This is a genomic window from Mucilaginibacter sp. OAE612 (assembly GCF_041806395.1).
Classification (GTDB): Bacteria; Bacteroidota; Bacteroidia; order Sphingobacteriales; family Sphingobacteriaceae; genus Mucilaginibacter; species Mucilaginibacter rubeus.
This window is the reverse complement of record NZ_JBGMUW010000001.1, coordinates 3,059,759-3,076,425: the sequence shown is the minus strand read 5'-3', so window position 1 is coordinate 3,076,425 and position 16,667 is coordinate 3,059,759. Positions and strand designations below refer to the sequence as shown.

Sequence of the window (16,667 nt, the reverse complement as noted above, 5' to 3'; positions counted from 1 at the left end):
TGACGTTCTGTCATTATTAGGTAGCCTGAATTTATTTTCAGCACCATGCAACGTATTTGCTAAACGCCTGGTCTTATTATATATAAACCAAAGATCATTATTATGAAAAAGTATTTACTCGTGTTATTTGTTGCCTGTGCAGGCAGCGCTTTTGCGCAAAATAATCAGAAAACACCATACCTCACCAAATCATTGTCAGGACAGGCTGTGAAAAATGTATTTGTTAATACATCGGGCGGCAGTATTACTGTTAGCGGCGCATCGGGCGAAGAACCGAGAGTTGAGGTTTTTATACAAGGTAATAATGGTAATAATGACCTTTCCAAAGAAGAGATCAAAAAGCGCCTCGACGAAAATTACGACCTGAGCATTGATGTTAACGGCGGGGAGCTGCATGCCAAGGCTAAAAGCAAGCACGATGGCAACTGGGACTGGAAAAAATCGTTAAGTATCTCGTTCCGTGTGTATGTACCCGGCAGTGTGGCAACTAATCTAAATACCAGCGGAGGCAGTATCCATTTGGATAATCTAACAGGTGCACAGCAATTTGAAACCAGCGGCGGCAGTTTACATCTTGATAAAATTACTGGTATAATTAAAGGCCGTACTTCTGGCGGCAGCATTCATGTAAGCGATTCAAAAGAAAATATCGATCTGCAAACCTCAGGCGGCAGTATTGAAGCCCGTAATTGCATGGGGCATATCAGACTTGAAACATCTGGCGGTTCGTTGCATCTCGATGGTTTAAAGGGAGATATCAAAGCTACAACCAGCGGCGGCAGTATCAGCGGCAGTAAAATTGATGGCGATTTCATTACCGGCACATCAGGTGGTAGCATTAACCTTACTGATTTGTCGTGCAGCCTCGATGCTTCAACAAGTGCCGGCAGCTTTCATGCGCAATTTGTAAGCGTTGGTAAATCTGTTAAAATTGATGTAAGCTCGGGTCATATCGATCTGCAGTTACCGTCAAAACAAGGTCTTAACCTCGATTTGCGCGCCAACAAAATAGAAAGTAACCTTGCAGATAACTTCTCTGGTAACAAGGATAAAGAAAGGGTAGAAGGCAAACTTAACGGCGGCGGATCCCTCGTTGAAGTACGTGGTAATGGGCGAGTTAATCTTACCGTCAATTAATATAAGTGTAAGGAATATTACAAAGGCCTGTTGCTCAAATAGTGACAGGCCTTTTGTGTTGCCTGGGGTGTATCATAACCGAACACATGGTGTTACGTCTTCGTACAGTTTTTATATGAAATAAATCGTAATTGATTGATACTTAGAGATTTGATTTATTGGTATGGCTTTTAAACCTGTATTAAGGTTAATCGTACACTCATGTTCAGAAACTACATCAAAACCGCCTGGCGAAACTTAAGGCGGAACAAAATATTCTCTTTTATTAATGTGTTTGGCCTGTCTGTAGGCTTAGCATGCTGTATGCTCATTTGTGCTTATGTATATAGTGAATTAAATTATGATCAATATCCGGCACAGGCCAAACAAATGTATCGTGTTGGTTTACGTTCCATTGAAAATAATGGCGTAAGCGAATACCCGATGGTTGACATAGCGGTAGGACAGGGGATAAAAAATATGTTTCCTGAAGTTCTTGAAACCACAAGGCTTGCCGGTCGTGGTCCGGTTTTTATAAAATATAACGACAGGCAGTTTAAGGAAGAGCATGTGCAGATGATAGATGCCAATTTCTTTCGCCTGTTTTCGATACCATTGGTTGATGGTGATAATAAAACCTGCTTTACTGAGCCTAACAGCATGGTAATCACGAGGGCCATGGCTACCAAATATTTTGGCAACCAGGAAGCTGTAGGAAAAGCTGTTACAATAGACGGGAAGCCTTATAAAGTAACAGGAGTAATTGACAAAATACCCGATGATTCGCACTTTCATGGCGATGCATTTTTAAATATGGCCCCTTTTGTTGAAAAAGCAAAGCAAAGCTGGAGCAATATTGGTTATTTTACTTATGTGGTATTAAATAAAAATGCCGACGCAAAAAAACTGGAGGCTGCTTTCCCTGAAATGGTGCGGAAATTTGTTGTGCCCGAAATTGCCCATGATATGGGTACGAGTTTGGCACAGGCAAGCAAATCGGTGAACACTTTCCTGTTTTTCCTGCAGCCTTTAAGCGATATCCACCTGCACTCGGCAACTAAATACGAATTGGAGCCCAATGGCGATATTCATTATGTATATATATTTGGTGCATTGGCCGCTTTTATATTGATATTGGCCTGCATTAATTTTACTAATCTTTCAACGGCAAGTTCGGCCAGGCGCTCAAAAGAAGTGGGCATCCGTAAGGTGCTTGGTTCTGAAAAGAGCGGACTGGTTTCCCAGTTCCTCACCGAATCGGTTATGCTAACCTTAGGGGCTTTATTATTGGCATTAGGTATTGTATATCTGCTGTTACCGCTGTTCAATAATTTGGCGGGGAAACATATCGAACTTAGGTTTTTCCTGAGCCCTATGGCTTTGCTTATCGAACTGTTTACAGCTTTTGGCGTTGGAATTCTCGCAGGTATTTATCCGGCATTCTTCTTGTCCTCGTTCCAGATCATCGCTGTGTTAAAAGGCAACAGCGCTACCAAAGCAGAAGGAAAAGGGATTTTACGTAGCGGATTAATCATTTTTCAGTTTGCGGTATCTACAGCACTTATTATATCAACTTTTGTAGTGTACCAGCAATTACACTATATGCAGAACAAAAAGTTGGGTTATGATAAAGATCAGGTATTGGTAATTAATGATGCCTATACCCTAGGTCATAATATTGATGCTTTTAAAAATCAGCTTCTGCGTAATCCACTGGTATTAAATGCCACCATATCAAGTAGTGTGCCGGGCAAGTTAACAGGTGTTGACGGCACCCAGATAGATGCTAAAGAATTTGATGACAAGGGCGGCCATGCCGAGATTCACACCAATATTTACCACGTGGATGAAAGTTATATACCTACTTTAGGGTTACAGGTCATCAACGGGCGTAATTTCTATCAGACCTTCCCCGGCGATTCGATGTCGGTTGTCGTGAACGAAGCTTTGGTAAAAGGTTTGGGATGGGAGAACACTAACCCGATAGGTAAAACCATCGTGCGCTCGGCCCGTACGCAATATAAAGTTGTAGGTGTGGTTAAAGATTTTCACTATGCTTCGGCCAGGCAAAAAATAGCGCCATTGATGCTGTTATCGGGGCATAGTACAGGGACACTAATTTTAAAGGTTAAAACTGCCGATGTAAAATCGGTTATTGCCGGCATCAAAGCCGAATGGGATAGTTTCAGGCCGGAAGCGCCTTTTAGCTACTCGTTCCTTGATGAGCAATACGCATCACTTTATGCGTCCGAACAGCAAACGGGTAAAATATTCACCGTGTTTTCATGCATCGCCCTCATTATAGCAAGCCTGGGCTTGTTCGGTTTAGCCGCGTTTATGATCAGGCTAAGGGTTAAAGAAATAGGTATCCGTAAAGTATTGGGTGCATCGACAGGCAGTATTACGGTGATGCTATCAAAGGAGTTTTTGCGGTTGATTGTGATTGCTTCGATCATATCGTTCCCGGTAACATGGCTTGCCATGAACAAGTGGCTGCAGGATTTTGCATACCGGATCAGTATCCAATGGTGGGTATTCCTGTTAGCAGGTGGCATTGCCCTGCTGGTAGCGGGTATCACAATAAGCTTTCAATCGGTTAAAGCGGCTTTGGCTAACCCGGTGAAAAGCTTCAGAAGTGAGTAGCAGTTGGCAGTGGCAGTTTACAGATCATTGCCCAGGGACTAATAATTAATGAATAAGTGAACTAATGAACTAAATCATGATAAAGAATTATTTACGAAGTGCCTTTCGCAATATTGCCCGGCATAAATTTATTTCGTTCATCAACATATTTGGCTTAACCATAGGGTTAACCTGTTGCCTGCTTATTTTAACTTACATAGTTAAAGAGCTCAGTTATGATAAATTTAACCATAATGCGCCCAATATTTACAGGGTGAGCCGGAGTTTTAATACAGCTGATGGTATAGTCAACCTGCATTTGGGGGCCGTGGCGCCCCCCTTCGGTCCGCTGCTGAAAAACGAATTTCCGGATATAAAAAAGGTTACCCGTTTATTCCCCAACGGCGATGTGGTTTTGCGTTATAAGGATAAATTATTAACCGAAAAGGGCTCTTATTTTGCTGATGAAAACTTCCTTAGTTTCTTTGATCTTAAAACAGTAGCAGGCGACCCCAAAACTGCCCTTAGTGAGCCGTATACAGTAATGATGACCGAGGATATGGCGCGCAAGTACTTTGGTAACGAAGATCCTATAAATAAAGAAATCAGGCTTGATAATACAGCCAATTTTAAAGTTACAGGTATTTTTAAGCCATTTCCGGCTAACTCGCAGATGCACCCTCAAATGTTGCTGTCATTCAATACACTGAACGATGACAAGGTTTACGGACGCAATCAACTGGCAACCAATTGGGGGAACAACTCATTTTTTACCTACCTGCTATTGCCCGATCATTATAATATTGATCGAATCAGCTCACAGTTTCCGGCTTTTATAGATAAATACATGAATTCTCCCGGGCAACCCCGGCAGTCAAAATTTACCCAGCTGCATATTCAAAGATTCCTGGATATTCACCTGCATTCACATCTTGATGATGAAGTAGAGCAAAATGGCGATATTAAAAGGGTTTACATTTTTTCGGCTATCGCCCTGTTTATTTTGCTGATCGCCTGTATCAATTACATGAACCTATCTACTGCCCGCTCAACGCTTAGGGCTAAAGAGATCGGTATCCGCAAGGTGATCGGCGCACAACAAAAAGAGATTATTACCCAATTTTTAAGCGAATCTGTGTTGATCACTTATTTTTCGCTTGTACTGGCCTTGACTTTGACGTGGTTGCTGCTGCCACTTATTAACCGGCTTTCAGAACTTAGTCTTTCTATCAATAGTTTATTTCAACCGATAATTTTAATATCGGTGTTATTGCTGCCGCTGATTATCGGACTTATCAGTGGTATTTATCCGGCTATTTTTATGTCGTCATTTAAACCGATAAAAGTTTTAAAAGGTATCCTTAAAGTTGGATCTGGAAATATCTCGTTCCGTAAGGTATTGGTGGTGGTGCAGTTCTCCATCTCCATCATCCTGATTGTTGCTACGACGATAGTTTTTCAGCAATTGAGGTATATTCAAACCAAATCACTTGGCTTTAATAAAGATCATTTAGTAACATTGGGCGGTATCCCTGCTAACCAGTTTGAAGCTTTCAGGGCAGAGGTATTACGGGATCCTGCTGTAAAAGATATCGGCCGTTCATCGCGGATTCCGTCGGGGAGATTGCTGGATGATCAGGGTGTTTCTGTTTTTGACGGGGATAAACCGCTGCCGGTTAAAGCAGATATCAAATGCATCAATGCCGATTATGGCTTTATTCCAACCTACGGTATAAAAATGGCAGCTGGCAGAAATTTCAGTCGCGAGTTCGCCACCGACAGTAATAATTTTGTGATCAACGCATCGGCAGTAAGTGCATTAGGATGGAAATCGCCTGAAAACGCTATAGGCAAGGATATGAGCTATGGTGGCGTTAAAGGAAAAGTGATAGGGGTGGTTAATGACTTTCATTTCGAGTCATTACATCAAAATATCATCCCGCTTTTAATGGAGATGCCCTCATTCGTCAACAATAGTTATAGAAGAATAACGGTTAAGATCGATGGTAATCGCATCAATTCGGCATTGGCAACCCTTGGGCAAACCTGGAAAAAATATCAACCCGAAACACCTTTTGAGTACAGCTTTTTAGATGAACGCTTCCAAAAGCTATACAACAGCGAACAGGAGCAGGGTAACCTGTTTACCATATTCTCGTGCCTGGCCATATTCATTGCCTGTTTAGGCTTATTCGGGCTTTCGGCCTTCACCATATCACAACGGGTAAAAGAAATAGGTGTGCGCAAAGTACTTGGCGCAAGCATACCGCAAATTGTTACCGAACTATCAAAAGACTTTTTGAAGCTGGTGATCATAGCATCGGTAATTGCTTTACCAATAGCGTGGTACGCAATGAGTAAATGGCTGCTTGATTTTGCCTTCAGAATTAACATACAATGGTGGGTTTTTGTGATGGCCGGCGTAATAGCGCTGATCATCGCTTTTGCAACCATAAGCTATCAATCAATAAAAGCAGCTATGGCTAACCCGGTGAAGAGTTTACGTTCTGAATAAATTCGTCATTATGTCATTTTGCTTCGCGTCATAAAGCCATTTTTTGATTAGCGCGAGGCAAAAATGACTTAATGACCTAATGATGACTTGACAATGTTTAAAAACAATTTCAAAATCGCGCTGCGTAATTTTTGGCGGCATAAATTTTTTACATTCATCAATGTAATCGGTTTATCTATAGGGATCAGTTCGGCGCTGGTTATTTACCTGATAGTTCATTTTGATTTTACTTTTAATCAAAACTTTGATAACGGCGACCGCATTTACCGGGTAGTATCAAACTATACCTTTTCCGGCGAAGAAGCGCATAACCGCGGCGTATCAGGCCCGGTGCCCGAAGCTGTAAGAAATGGCGTGAGTGGGGTGGAACTTACCGCGCCATTTTTCTTGTTGAATCAGCCTAATGTGTTTATTCCCGAAAAAGGGCGCGTTCCTGTTAAGTTTAAACTACAGGATAATGTGATCCTTGCTGATGGCAGGTATTTCAGCATGTTTAAATATAACTGGCTTGCGGGCTCGGCCAACACTGCTTTGAATTCTCCCAATCAAACGGTGCTCACTTCAGATCAGGCAAAAAAATATTTCCATCAACTGTCATATAGCCAGATGATGGGCCGGGTAATCACTTATGATACTATTAGTGTGGCCGTTAGTGGCATTGTTGAACCATTAAAGGGGAATAACGATTTTACTTTTCACGATTTTATCTCTTATTCAACGGCAAAAGCTAATAAAGCGCTGTCTGACGAACTAAGCCTTACCAGTTGGGGAGGTACTACTTCATCATCTATACTTTTTGTTAAGCTGGCGCCCAATGCCACTGCAGCTAATTTTGAAAAGCAACTAAATATTATTCTTAAAAAGAATGATCCTCCAAAACCCGAAAACAAGGGCAACACACGTGATTTTGCCTTACAGCCTTTGAGCGATCTGCATTTTAACAGTATATACGGAACATTTGATTCCGGTAATCCGGCTAATAAAACAACACTTTACGGTTTACTGGTTATAGCTGCCTTCCTGTTGTTATTAGGCTGTATTAATTTTGTTAATTTAACTACCGCGCAGGCTACCCAAAGAGCCAAGGAAATTGGCGTACGTAAAACAATGGGAAGTAGCCGTACCCAGCTTATTACGCAGTTTCTGAGCGAAACATTCATCATAACCCTTTTGGCAGTTATCATTTCGGTGGCGTTGGCACCCGCTATATTAAAGCTGTTTAAAGATTTTATATCCGCAGGTGTTAAACTTGACCTGCTGCACCAGCCCCATCTTTTTGTGTTCCTGTTTTTATTGATAATAGTGGTAAGCTTATTGTCGGGCTTTTACCCCGCAGCTTTGCTATCAGGCTACAAACCTGTTTTAGTGCTTAAAAATCAGGCATCGTCAAACACGGGTAAAACACGTAATGCGTGGCTACGTAAATCATTAACAGTAACTCAATTTGTTATTGCCCAGTTTTTTATAATGGCTACTGTGCTGGTAAGCAAACAGATTCATTATGCGCTCACAAAAGACCTGGGTTTTAAAAAGGATGCCATCCTGATCATTAACTCGCCCTGGAAAAATAGAACGCTTAGTAAGAACCAGGTATTTATGGACAAACTCAAGGCAATACCACAGGTTGAGTTGGTAAGTGCAGGTAAGGCCGCTCCATCATCAACCAGTACCAATTCAACGGAAGCTACGTATATCGATGGCAAAAAGGAAATAAAGATTGAGTTGTACGAAAAGTACGGCGACCCTAATTATATTAATGTATACAAGCTTAAACTTTTGGCCGGACGTAATATACAATATGGCGATAGTACCAGGGCATTTTTAATTAATAATACTTACGCAAAACTAATGGGGTTTAAAAATCCGGCTGATGCTGTAGGTAAATACATTGATAAATTTAATGGCGATAAAAGAATGCAAATCATAGGTGTAGTGGCCGACTTTTATTCTGAATCATTGCATTCGGCAATTAAACCTACCTGCATTCATATAAGTAACAGTTATTACAACAATGGTACCTTTCATATAGCGCTTAAGCCGCAAACTGCCGGAGCCAACGAATGGAAAAAAGCTATCGCATCGATGGAAAAAGCGTGGAAAGAGATTTATCCTGAAGACGATTTTGAATATAGCTTTTTTGATGAAAGTATCGCCAAATTTTATGATTCCGAGCAACATACATCAACGCTGTTAACCTGGGCAACGGGCCTATCCATATTTATCAGCTGCCTTGGTTTGTTAGGCTTGGCCATTTACAATACCAATCAGCGTACTAAGGAGATAGGCGTACGGAAAGTACTTGGTGCTACGGTAACGCAGATAGTAACCCTGCTTTCAACTGAGCTGGTAATGCTCATTGTGCTGGCCTTTGTTTTGGTAACTCCACTGGCCTGGTATGCCATGAACAAATGGATGGAAAGCTTTGCCGACCGTACAACCATCAGTTGGTGGATATTTGTAGTAAGCGGCGGCGGAATGTTGCTAACTGCGCTGATCACTTCAAGTTTTCAAACTGTTAAAGCTGCGTTGGCTAATCCAACGAAGAGTTTACGTTCTGAATAATTGGTCATTTGAGTCAGTTGCTTCGCGTCATTAAGTCATTTTGATAAATGATTTAGAAAAGCAAAATGACTTAATGACCATGCAATAATGACTAGATGACTAATTAATATGCTCAGAAATTATTTTAAAATAGCATTTCGTAATTTAGGCAAGCACCGCACTATCAGTATCATTAATATTGCCGGACTTACTATTGGCATTACCGCAGCGGTATTTATAATGTTGTGGGTACAAAATGAGTTTAGCTTTGACAATTACCATCCTGATGTTGATAACATCTACAGGGTAAAAACCAAACTAAGCCTGACTAAAGACGAAGTGTGGGACTGGGAATCATCTCCCTATATGTTAGGCCTGGTTGCCAGGCAGGAAATACCGGGTTTAAAGAATTATACGTTTTTGTGGCCGGGTTATATGATGACGGTGCATCATAATAACCAACTGATATCGGAAAAAAAGTATGCATATATAGATGCTAATTGGTTCAAAGTATTCCATTACGATTTTATCGACGGAAGCGCCGATAGCTTTTCGAAAAATCCATTTAGTTTAATCCTGACAGAATCAACAGCAAAGAAATATTTTGGTAATGGCGAAGCTGTCGGCAAAATGCTGAAAGTTGACTCCATGAACTACCAGGTGCAGGCAGTAGTTAAGGATAATCCTGCAAATTCAAGCTTTCAGTACGATATATTGATGCCGGTAGAGGCTAAACTCAGCAATGCACATGAAAAAGAACAGGCGAGCAATTGGGGTAATTACAGCGGCCTCACATTTTTAAAGCTGCAGCCGGGCGTAAATATTAAAGAGGTAGGCCAAAAGCTAACCCAAATTATCAGGAAAAATAACAAGGGCAGCGAAAACACAACCATGAGTGTGATAGGCCTCAAGGATATCCATTTTGAAAGTGGTTTGCTAAGTACTTCATTTGAAAACGGCAACCGAAAGTTGGTTAACATCTTCCTGATCCTGGCTTTTTTACTTTTATCAACGGCATGCATTAATTATGTAAACTTAACTACGGCAAGGGCAAGTGTGCGTTCAAAAGAGGTGAGCGTACGTAAAATTGTTGGTGCCGGCAGGAGGCAGCTTTTCGCCCAGTTTATGTCCGAATCATTGGTTGTTAGTTTCTTATCATTATTATTTGCCATTTTATTTATCCAGATCTGCCTGCCCTGGTTTAACCAGGTTACCGAAAAGCACTTTGTACAGCCACTAACATCCAGCACAACATGGTTGATATTGTTGGGCACACTGGTTGTTTGTTTTGTTTTTAATGGCATATATCCTGCTGTATTATTATCATCATTTAAGCCATTAAGTGTGTTTAAGGGCAGGACGTTATTGAGTTTTAAGGACGGCGGCATTCGTAAAGCCCTGGTTGTTTTGCAATTTGGTATCTCGGTGATGCTTATCATTAGTACAATGATCATTTACCGTCAGCTTAATTTTATGAAAAATGCTGATTTGGGGTATAAGCGCGAACACGTTTTTGTAATGACTATACCATGGCAGGTGCTTGGCTTAGACGATAAGATAAGGGAGTCGAAATTAAAAAGTATCGCCAGCGAGTTAACACAGCAAAGCGCGATAGCTGAGGTCTCTCAATCGGCCAACGATGCCTTTTTTAATAATAGCAACAAGGTTTCAGGATCAATGGATTGGGAAGGTCGGCCACTGGATTATAAACCTTCGGTTTCCACCATATCGGCCGACGAAAAATTTCAACATATACTAAGCCTTAAAATGGCCGACGGGCATTGGTTTGATAAAAATGGCTCCGATCAGCATAATGTAGTTTTGAATGAAACCGCAGTAAAACAGCTTGGTATCCATAGGCCTGTTATAGGGCAGCGGTTTAAGTTTAATGGGGATTCGGGCGTTGTTGCCGGTGTGGTGAAAGATTTTAACTTCAGGAGCCTGCATGAAAAGATAGGTCCTATGGTTATAAATAATCATACTGATTGGGCGCGTAGTTTTTATATCAAAACTGCTCCCGGCAATACGGCGGCAGCCATCAGGATAGCCCAAAATGTATGGAATGAATTTGTTCCCGACCAGCCGTTTGATTATAGTTTTATTGATGACGGTTATAATAAACTTTACCATGCCGAACAGCGTTCGTCAACATTGATAGCCGCTTTCGCCATTATAGCCATTGCAATATCGGCCATGGGTTTACTCGGCCTGGCCGCCTTTGCCGCCGAACAGCGGGTAAAAGAAATAGGTATTCGTAAAGTGCTTGGCGCCAGTGTCCAAAATATAATAGGATTGCTATCTGCCGAGTTTTTAAAAACAGTTGTCATAGCCAACGTCGTTGCTTTCCCGGTGGCTTGGTACATGATGAACAAATGGCTGCAGGATTTCGCATACCGTACAAATATCACATGGTGGATCTTTGCTGTTGCCGCGTGCATAGCACTTTTAATAGCATTGATAACCGTAAGCATCCAATCTATTAAAGCTGCACTGGCCAACCCGGTAAATAGCTTAAGAAGCGAATAGATTTTTGAGGTGAAAGGTTAAAGGCGAAAGCTAAAAGGTAGTTGTCAATTTATGAAAACGTCCGATGTTAGAGACCTTCCGCCTTTCACCTTTCACCTTTAACATATTTTAACTACTCATCTACAGGGTTTTGCGTATCATCGTATAAAGTATTTGATATGATAAAAAACTACTTTAAGATAGCCTGGCGTAACCTTTGGAAGCATAAGTTTTACACCTTTATCAATATGTTTGGCCTGGCGCTGAGCATAGGCTGCAGTATTATACTTTTTCAGTTTATTACCTATCATTTGAGTTTTGATACTTATCACCATGATGCCAAACAGGTATATAGGGTTGTTCACCAGCTTACTTTTGATGATGGCATGCCGTTATATGACCAGGGAGCCCCTTTGGCTTTGGCAAGAGATGTGAAAGCGAACAATGCGCAGGTGAAAGATGTAGGTGTGTTATTACGAATGCATGATATCAATGTCAGCATTCCTCAAAATGATGGGGCTGGTAAAAAAATGTTTGCTGAGCATGAAAATATCAGCATAACCGATGGCCATTTTTTTAATTTATTTGATTACGGGTGGGAGCAAGGCAATCAGAATATCGCTCTTACCGAACCTAATACCGTAGTTTTAAGTCACCATCTTGCCGAAAAATATTTTGGCGGCCAGGACGTTATCGGAAAAACCATCAGGGTTGATAATAAGAATACCTTCCGGGTGACAGGTGTTGTTAAAGATCACCCGGCTAATACTGATATCAAAGCAGATCTGTTTCTTTCTCTCGCCACATTAAAAAATATCTATCCCGATGTTGCCAATGGCCTTCAAAATGACTGGGGCTTTATCAATTCAACTAACTCAATTTATTTAGAACTTAAGGATGGAGCAAATCCGCAATCGGTAGAAAAAGATATCAATCGGTTGAATGTGAAATTACATGGTGCGGAAGTCGCAAAACCATACCATTTTATGATGCTTCCGCTAAGCGAAGTGCATTTCGACGGTCGCTTTGCGGGTGTTATCCAACGCTCTTTATTGGTAACCCTTGGTATAACTGGTTTACTGCTCATTATTATTGCTTGCGTTAACTTCATCAATATGGCTACAGCCCAAAGCTTTAAGCGGGCCAAGGAGATAGGTACCCGCAAAGTTTTAGGCAGCTCACCGCGGGCAATATTCATTCAGTTTATTTCCGAAACATCATATATCGTAGTTTTTGCGGCATTGTTATCATTTGTAATGGTGATTACAGCCATCCCGGTGTTGAATAATTGGCTGCAAACTCAACTGAGCTTTAAGCTTTTTAATGACTATCGCCTTGCTGGTTTTACTGTAGTTGCTTTAGTCATTATCATAATAGCTGCCGGTTCATATCCCGCACTGATATTAAGCAGGTTAAAGCCTGTAAACGCTTTGAAAAACCAGCTTGGCGGTAAAACGCACGCTGCTGGTTTTACCCGTAAAGGTTTAATTGTGGTTCAAAACATAATAGCCCAGGTGCTTATCATTAGCACGATATTGATAACCATGCAGGTTAAATATCTTAAAACTGCTGACCTCGGTTTTAATAAAAATGCCGTTGTAATGATTCCGGTGCCAGATAATGATAAAAGTAAAACCAATTATTTGCGTAACCAGTTGCTGGCCGATCCAGCGATAAAAAGTATTTCATTTTGTTATCGCGCGCCATCTTCTACAGCTGATAAAGGCGGATCAATTAAATTTGATACCCGCGACTGGGAAAAATTTGTTGGGTATACGCAGATAGGTGATGCCGACTATGTTAAAACTTTTGGAATGCAGTTAATTGCGGGCCGCAATATTGTTGAAGCCGATACCGCCCGTGAATACCTGGTTAACGAAGTGTTGATACATAAATTAGGTTTAAAAGACCCGAAACAAGCTATCGGCAGGTTTTTTACCGCCGGGGATTTATCCAACAATCCGGGAATTATAGTAGGTGTGGTTAAAGACTTTCATGCCAAATCATTATATACAGCTATAGCACCTGAATATATTTCCACCTTCAGAAAAGGATATCAATATGCAGGCGTAAAAATCGGTTCGAATAACCCTTCAGCTGTTATCGACCGTATTAAGAAAGAGTGGCAGGAGATTTATCCGGATAATGTATTTGAATACCGCTTTCTCGACCAGCAAATAGCCGACTTTTATCAAAAGGAAGATTTGTTAAATAAGCTGATCACCTCAAGCGCGATAATCGCCATTTTTATCAGCTGCCTCGGTTTGCTTGGCCTGATATCGCTGTTAACGCTTCAGCGTACCAAAGAGATTGGCATCCGTAAAGTGCTTGGTGCATCGGTAACCAATATAACAGGTTTGCTTTCTGTTGATTTTCTGAAATTGGTACTGATTGCTGTTATTGTGGCATCGCCTATTGCCTGGCTTATGATGAGCAAATACCTTCAAAATTTTGCTTACCGCATAGATATTCAATGGTGGGTATTTGTGCTGGCTGCTTTTGTAGCGCTGCTGATAGCATTTATCACAGTAAGTTTTCAATCCATTAAGGCAGCGATGGCAAACCCGGTTGAAAGTTTGAGGAGTAGAGATTAGAGATTAGTTTATGATGATATATGAATAAACTAATAATGTGTTGAAGGCACAAGTGAGCCTTACAATTGCTCACACACAACACTTGCGCCTGCCGGGCGCAGGAAACAAACTTCTAAATCCGAAATCGAACTTCCGAAATTCGAGTTATAACTAATCTCTAACCTCAAACCACTAATCTCCAAAACCACTGTATCAATACCGTACACAAGGTGTTACACTTACGAACAGTTGATGTTTTTTATTTGATTTAAATAATTGATATTCAGTTGATTTTGGTTTTGGTATAGCTTTTACATCAATTTCGAAAATTACTGTACGATATGCTTAAAAATTACTTCAAAATAGCCTGGCGCAATATCGTGCGTCATAAAGGCTATTCTGCTATAAATGTTGCGGGTTTAACAGTTGGCCTGGCTGCCTGCCTGCTCATTTTTGTGATTATTCAGTTTGAACTTAGTTTTGACACTTTCAATCCTAATTATATAAGCATTTATCGTATAGTTACCCAGGAAAAGCACGAGTCGGAAACTACCACCAATCCAGGAGTTGCTGTTCCTGCTACAGATGCCCTTCGTTTGGATATACCTCAGGCTAAAGTGGCAGCTTTGAACAGCAGTTATGGTAGCCAGATAACAGTCCCGCAAACTGCAGGAAGTAATGGCAGCGATAAGAAATTTACTGAAAATATTGGCGTGCTATTTATTCAGCCTCAATTCTTCGATATTTTTAGCTACAAATGGCTGGTTGGTAATCCTGCTGTACTGGCGAGTCCGGATATGGTCGTGTTGGATAAAAGTTCGGCCATTAAGTATTTTGGCGACTGGACAAATGCTGTGGGCAAAATTCTTAAAATGGATAATGTTTTGACGCTGAAAGTATCCGGCATTGTAGAAGATGCCCCGGTTAACAGCGATTTTCCATTTAAGGTAATGGTATCTTTTGATACCTGGAAACAGCATCCGAAAGATTACAACTACAGCGCCGAATGGGGATCAACCAGCAGCAGCCATGAGGTGTTTATGTTGTTCCCGGCAAGCATGTCAAAAAACAGTATCGACGCACAGTTAAAAGCATTTTCGACCAAGCATTTTAAAAAGGGATCGGCACAAACTACGCTGTTACCACAGCCGCTTGCTGATATGCATTTTGATACCCGGATAGGTAACCCGCTTGGTGATCATAGCACCAGCAGGGCTACCTTGCGTACCCTGTCATTCATAGCTTTGCTCATCATCATTATGGCTTCTATCAATTTCATCAACCTTTCAACAGCACAATCTGTCGGACGGTCAAAAGAAGTTGGTATCCGCAAGGTGTTGGGCAGTACCCGTCCACAATTGATTTTTCAGGTAATTGGCGAAACAACAATCATCGTTATTGCTTCGGCTTTAATTGCCTTGGCAGTTGCCCGGCTGGCCATGCCTCAATTGAAAAATATAGCCAATGTGCCTGATAGTATCAGCTTATTTACTACTGGGAGCTTATTTTTTTTAGCGGCCAGTACAGTTACTATCGTTTTATTATCGGGCATTTATCCTGCATTGGTAGTATCAGGTTTTAAACCTGTGCTTGCACTTAAAAATAAAATAACAGCAGCTTCTATTGGCGGTATCCCGCTTCGCCGGGGATTGGTGATTGCACAGTTTGCCATATCACAATTGCTCATTATTGGTACCATCGTAGCGGTAAACCAGATGGACTTTGTAAATAAAGCCGATCTCGGTTTTAACAAAAATGCGTTGCTCATTATTCCCGGCTATACCGATAGTTTAAGTCTCCGTAAAATGGAATCATTCAAACAACAGGTGTTGCAGGACCCTAATGTTAAAGCAATCAGTTTCTCTTCGGATGTACCATCATCAGAAAATAACTGGGGTACAAATTTCGATTTCAATAACTCAACCAAGGACGTTGGCTTTAATACCTACCTTAAATTTGGAGATGTTGATTACTTCAAAACTTATGGGTTAAAGTTTGCAGCGGGCAAAGGATATGACGTAAGCGATACCGCAAGGCAGTACGTGGTTAACGAAACATTTATCCATAAATTAGGTATCCAGAATGCTAATGATGCCATTGGCAAAACACTACGTTTGGGCGGCGGCAAATGGCTGCCGATAGTGGGGGTAGTTAAGGATTTTAAAACCAACTCACTTCGTGAGGCTATAAAACCAATAGTAATCTCGCCCGCGAAGAAGTTTGAAGGGCAGATAGGCATCAAGATCCAAACTGCTGATTTGAGCAAAACTGTATCTCAGTTGCAAAAACTATGGGAGAATACTTATCCCGAATATGCTTATAACGGTTATTTTCTGGATGATAATATTGCTAAATTTTACGAGCAGGAGAACAAGATGGCCCTGGTGTACAAAGTATTTGCCGGGATAGCCATTTTTATATCATGCCTTGGTTTGTACGGACTCGTATCATTCATGGCTGTTCAGCGCACAAAAGAGGTTGGCATTCGGAAGGTATTAGGTGCATCGGTAAGCAGCATCGTATTCCTGTTTTCAAAAGAGTTTATGATACTTATCGGTATCTCGTTCCTGATAGCCATGCCCGCCGCATGGTATATTATGAACGGATGGCTGCAAAACTTTGTATACCGTATTTCGATGAGCATCTGGATCTTTTTACTGGCAATAATATCATCGCTGATAATAGCCTGGGTGACAGTAGGGTATAAGGCTGTTAAAGCGGCACTTGTTAACCCGGTTAAAAGCCTGAGGTCGGAATAGTATTTCATTAGGTCATTTGCTGCGCGTCATTGCGTC

The 16,667-nt window shown here is 41.2% G+C and carries 7 protein-coding genes; all 7 read left to right on the top strand.

Annotation, left to right across the window (positions count from 1 at the left end; genetic code table 11):
• The first annotated feature begins 102 nt into the window (after nt 1-102).
• The gene (locus ABID99_RS12735) at nt 103-1,137 is read left to right on the top strand and encodes a DUF4097 family beta strand repeat-containing protein (RefSeq protein ID WP_373613918.1); all 1,035 of its coding nucleotides are present in this window, start codon (nt 103-105) and stop codon (nt 1,135-1,137) included.
• A gap of 201 nt (nt 1,138-1,338) precedes the next feature.
• Nucleotides 1,339-3,759, top strand: a complete 2,421-nt coding sequence (locus ABID99_RS12730) for an ABC transporter permease (RefSeq protein WP_373613917.1) — start codon at nt 1,339-1,341, stop codon at nt 3,757-3,759.
• Nucleotides 3,760-3,835: 76 nt separating this feature from the next.
• Complete coding sequence (locus tag ABID99_RS12725) at nt 3,836-6,253, top strand: ABC transporter permease (RefSeq protein WP_090525355.1); 2,418 nt, start codon at nt 3,836-3,838, stop codon at nt 6,251-6,253.
• 93 nt (nt 6,254-6,346) lie between these two features.
• Nucleotides 6,347-8,815 (top strand): ABC transporter permease, encoded by a 2,469-nt coding sequence (locus ABID99_RS12720; protein WP_373613916.1) that lies wholly within the window; start codon nt 6,347-6,349, stop codon nt 8,813-8,815.
• A 108-nt stretch (nt 8,816-8,923) separates the two neighbouring features.
• Entirely contained in the window at nt 8,924-11,320 is a 2,397-nt protein-coding gene (locus ABID99_RS12715) for an ABC transporter permease (RefSeq protein ID WP_373613915.1), read from the top strand.
• Nucleotides 11,321-11,478: 158 nt separating this feature from the next.
• Nucleotides 11,479-13,893, top strand: a complete 2,415-nt coding sequence (locus ABID99_RS12710; RefSeq protein ID WP_373613914.1) for an ABC transporter permease — start codon at nt 11,479-11,481, stop codon at nt 13,891-13,893.
• 320 nt (nt 13,894-14,213) lie between these two features.
• The gene (locus ABID99_RS12705) at nt 14,214-16,631 is read left to right on the top strand and encodes an ABC transporter permease (RefSeq protein ID WP_373613913.1); all 2,418 of its coding nucleotides are present in this window, start codon (nt 14,214-14,216) and stop codon (nt 16,629-16,631) included.
• Nucleotides 16,632-16,667: the final 36 nt, after the last annotated feature.

Bases quoted from the DNA above. Each gene is read 5' to 3' on its own strand.
- ABID99_RS12735 (WP_373613918.1), top strand. From the start codon at position 103: ATGAAAAAGTATTTACTCGTGTTATTTGTTGCCTGTGCAGGCAGCGCT.
- ABID99_RS12730 (WP_373613917.1), top strand. From the start codon at position 1,339: ATGTTCAGAAACTACATCAAAACCGCCTGGCGAAACTTAAGGCGGAAC.
- ABID99_RS12725 (WP_090525355.1), top strand. From the start codon at position 3,836: ATGATAAAGAATTATTTACGAAGTGCCTTTCGCAATATTGCCCGGCAT.
- ABID99_RS12720 (WP_373613916.1), top strand. From the start codon at position 6,347: ATGTTTAAAAACAATTTCAAAATCGCGCTGCGTAATTTTTGGCGGCAT.
- ABID99_RS12715 (WP_373613915.1), top strand. From the start codon at position 8,924: ATGCTCAGAAATTATTTTAAAATAGCATTTCGTAATTTAGGCAAGCAC.
- ABID99_RS12710 (WP_373613914.1), top strand. From the start codon at position 11,479: ATGATAAAAAACTACTTTAAGATAGCCTGGCGTAACCTTTGGAAGCAT.
- ABID99_RS12705 (WP_373613913.1), top strand. From the start codon at position 14,214: ATGCTTAAAAATTACTTCAAAATAGCCTGGCGCAATATCGTGCGTCAT.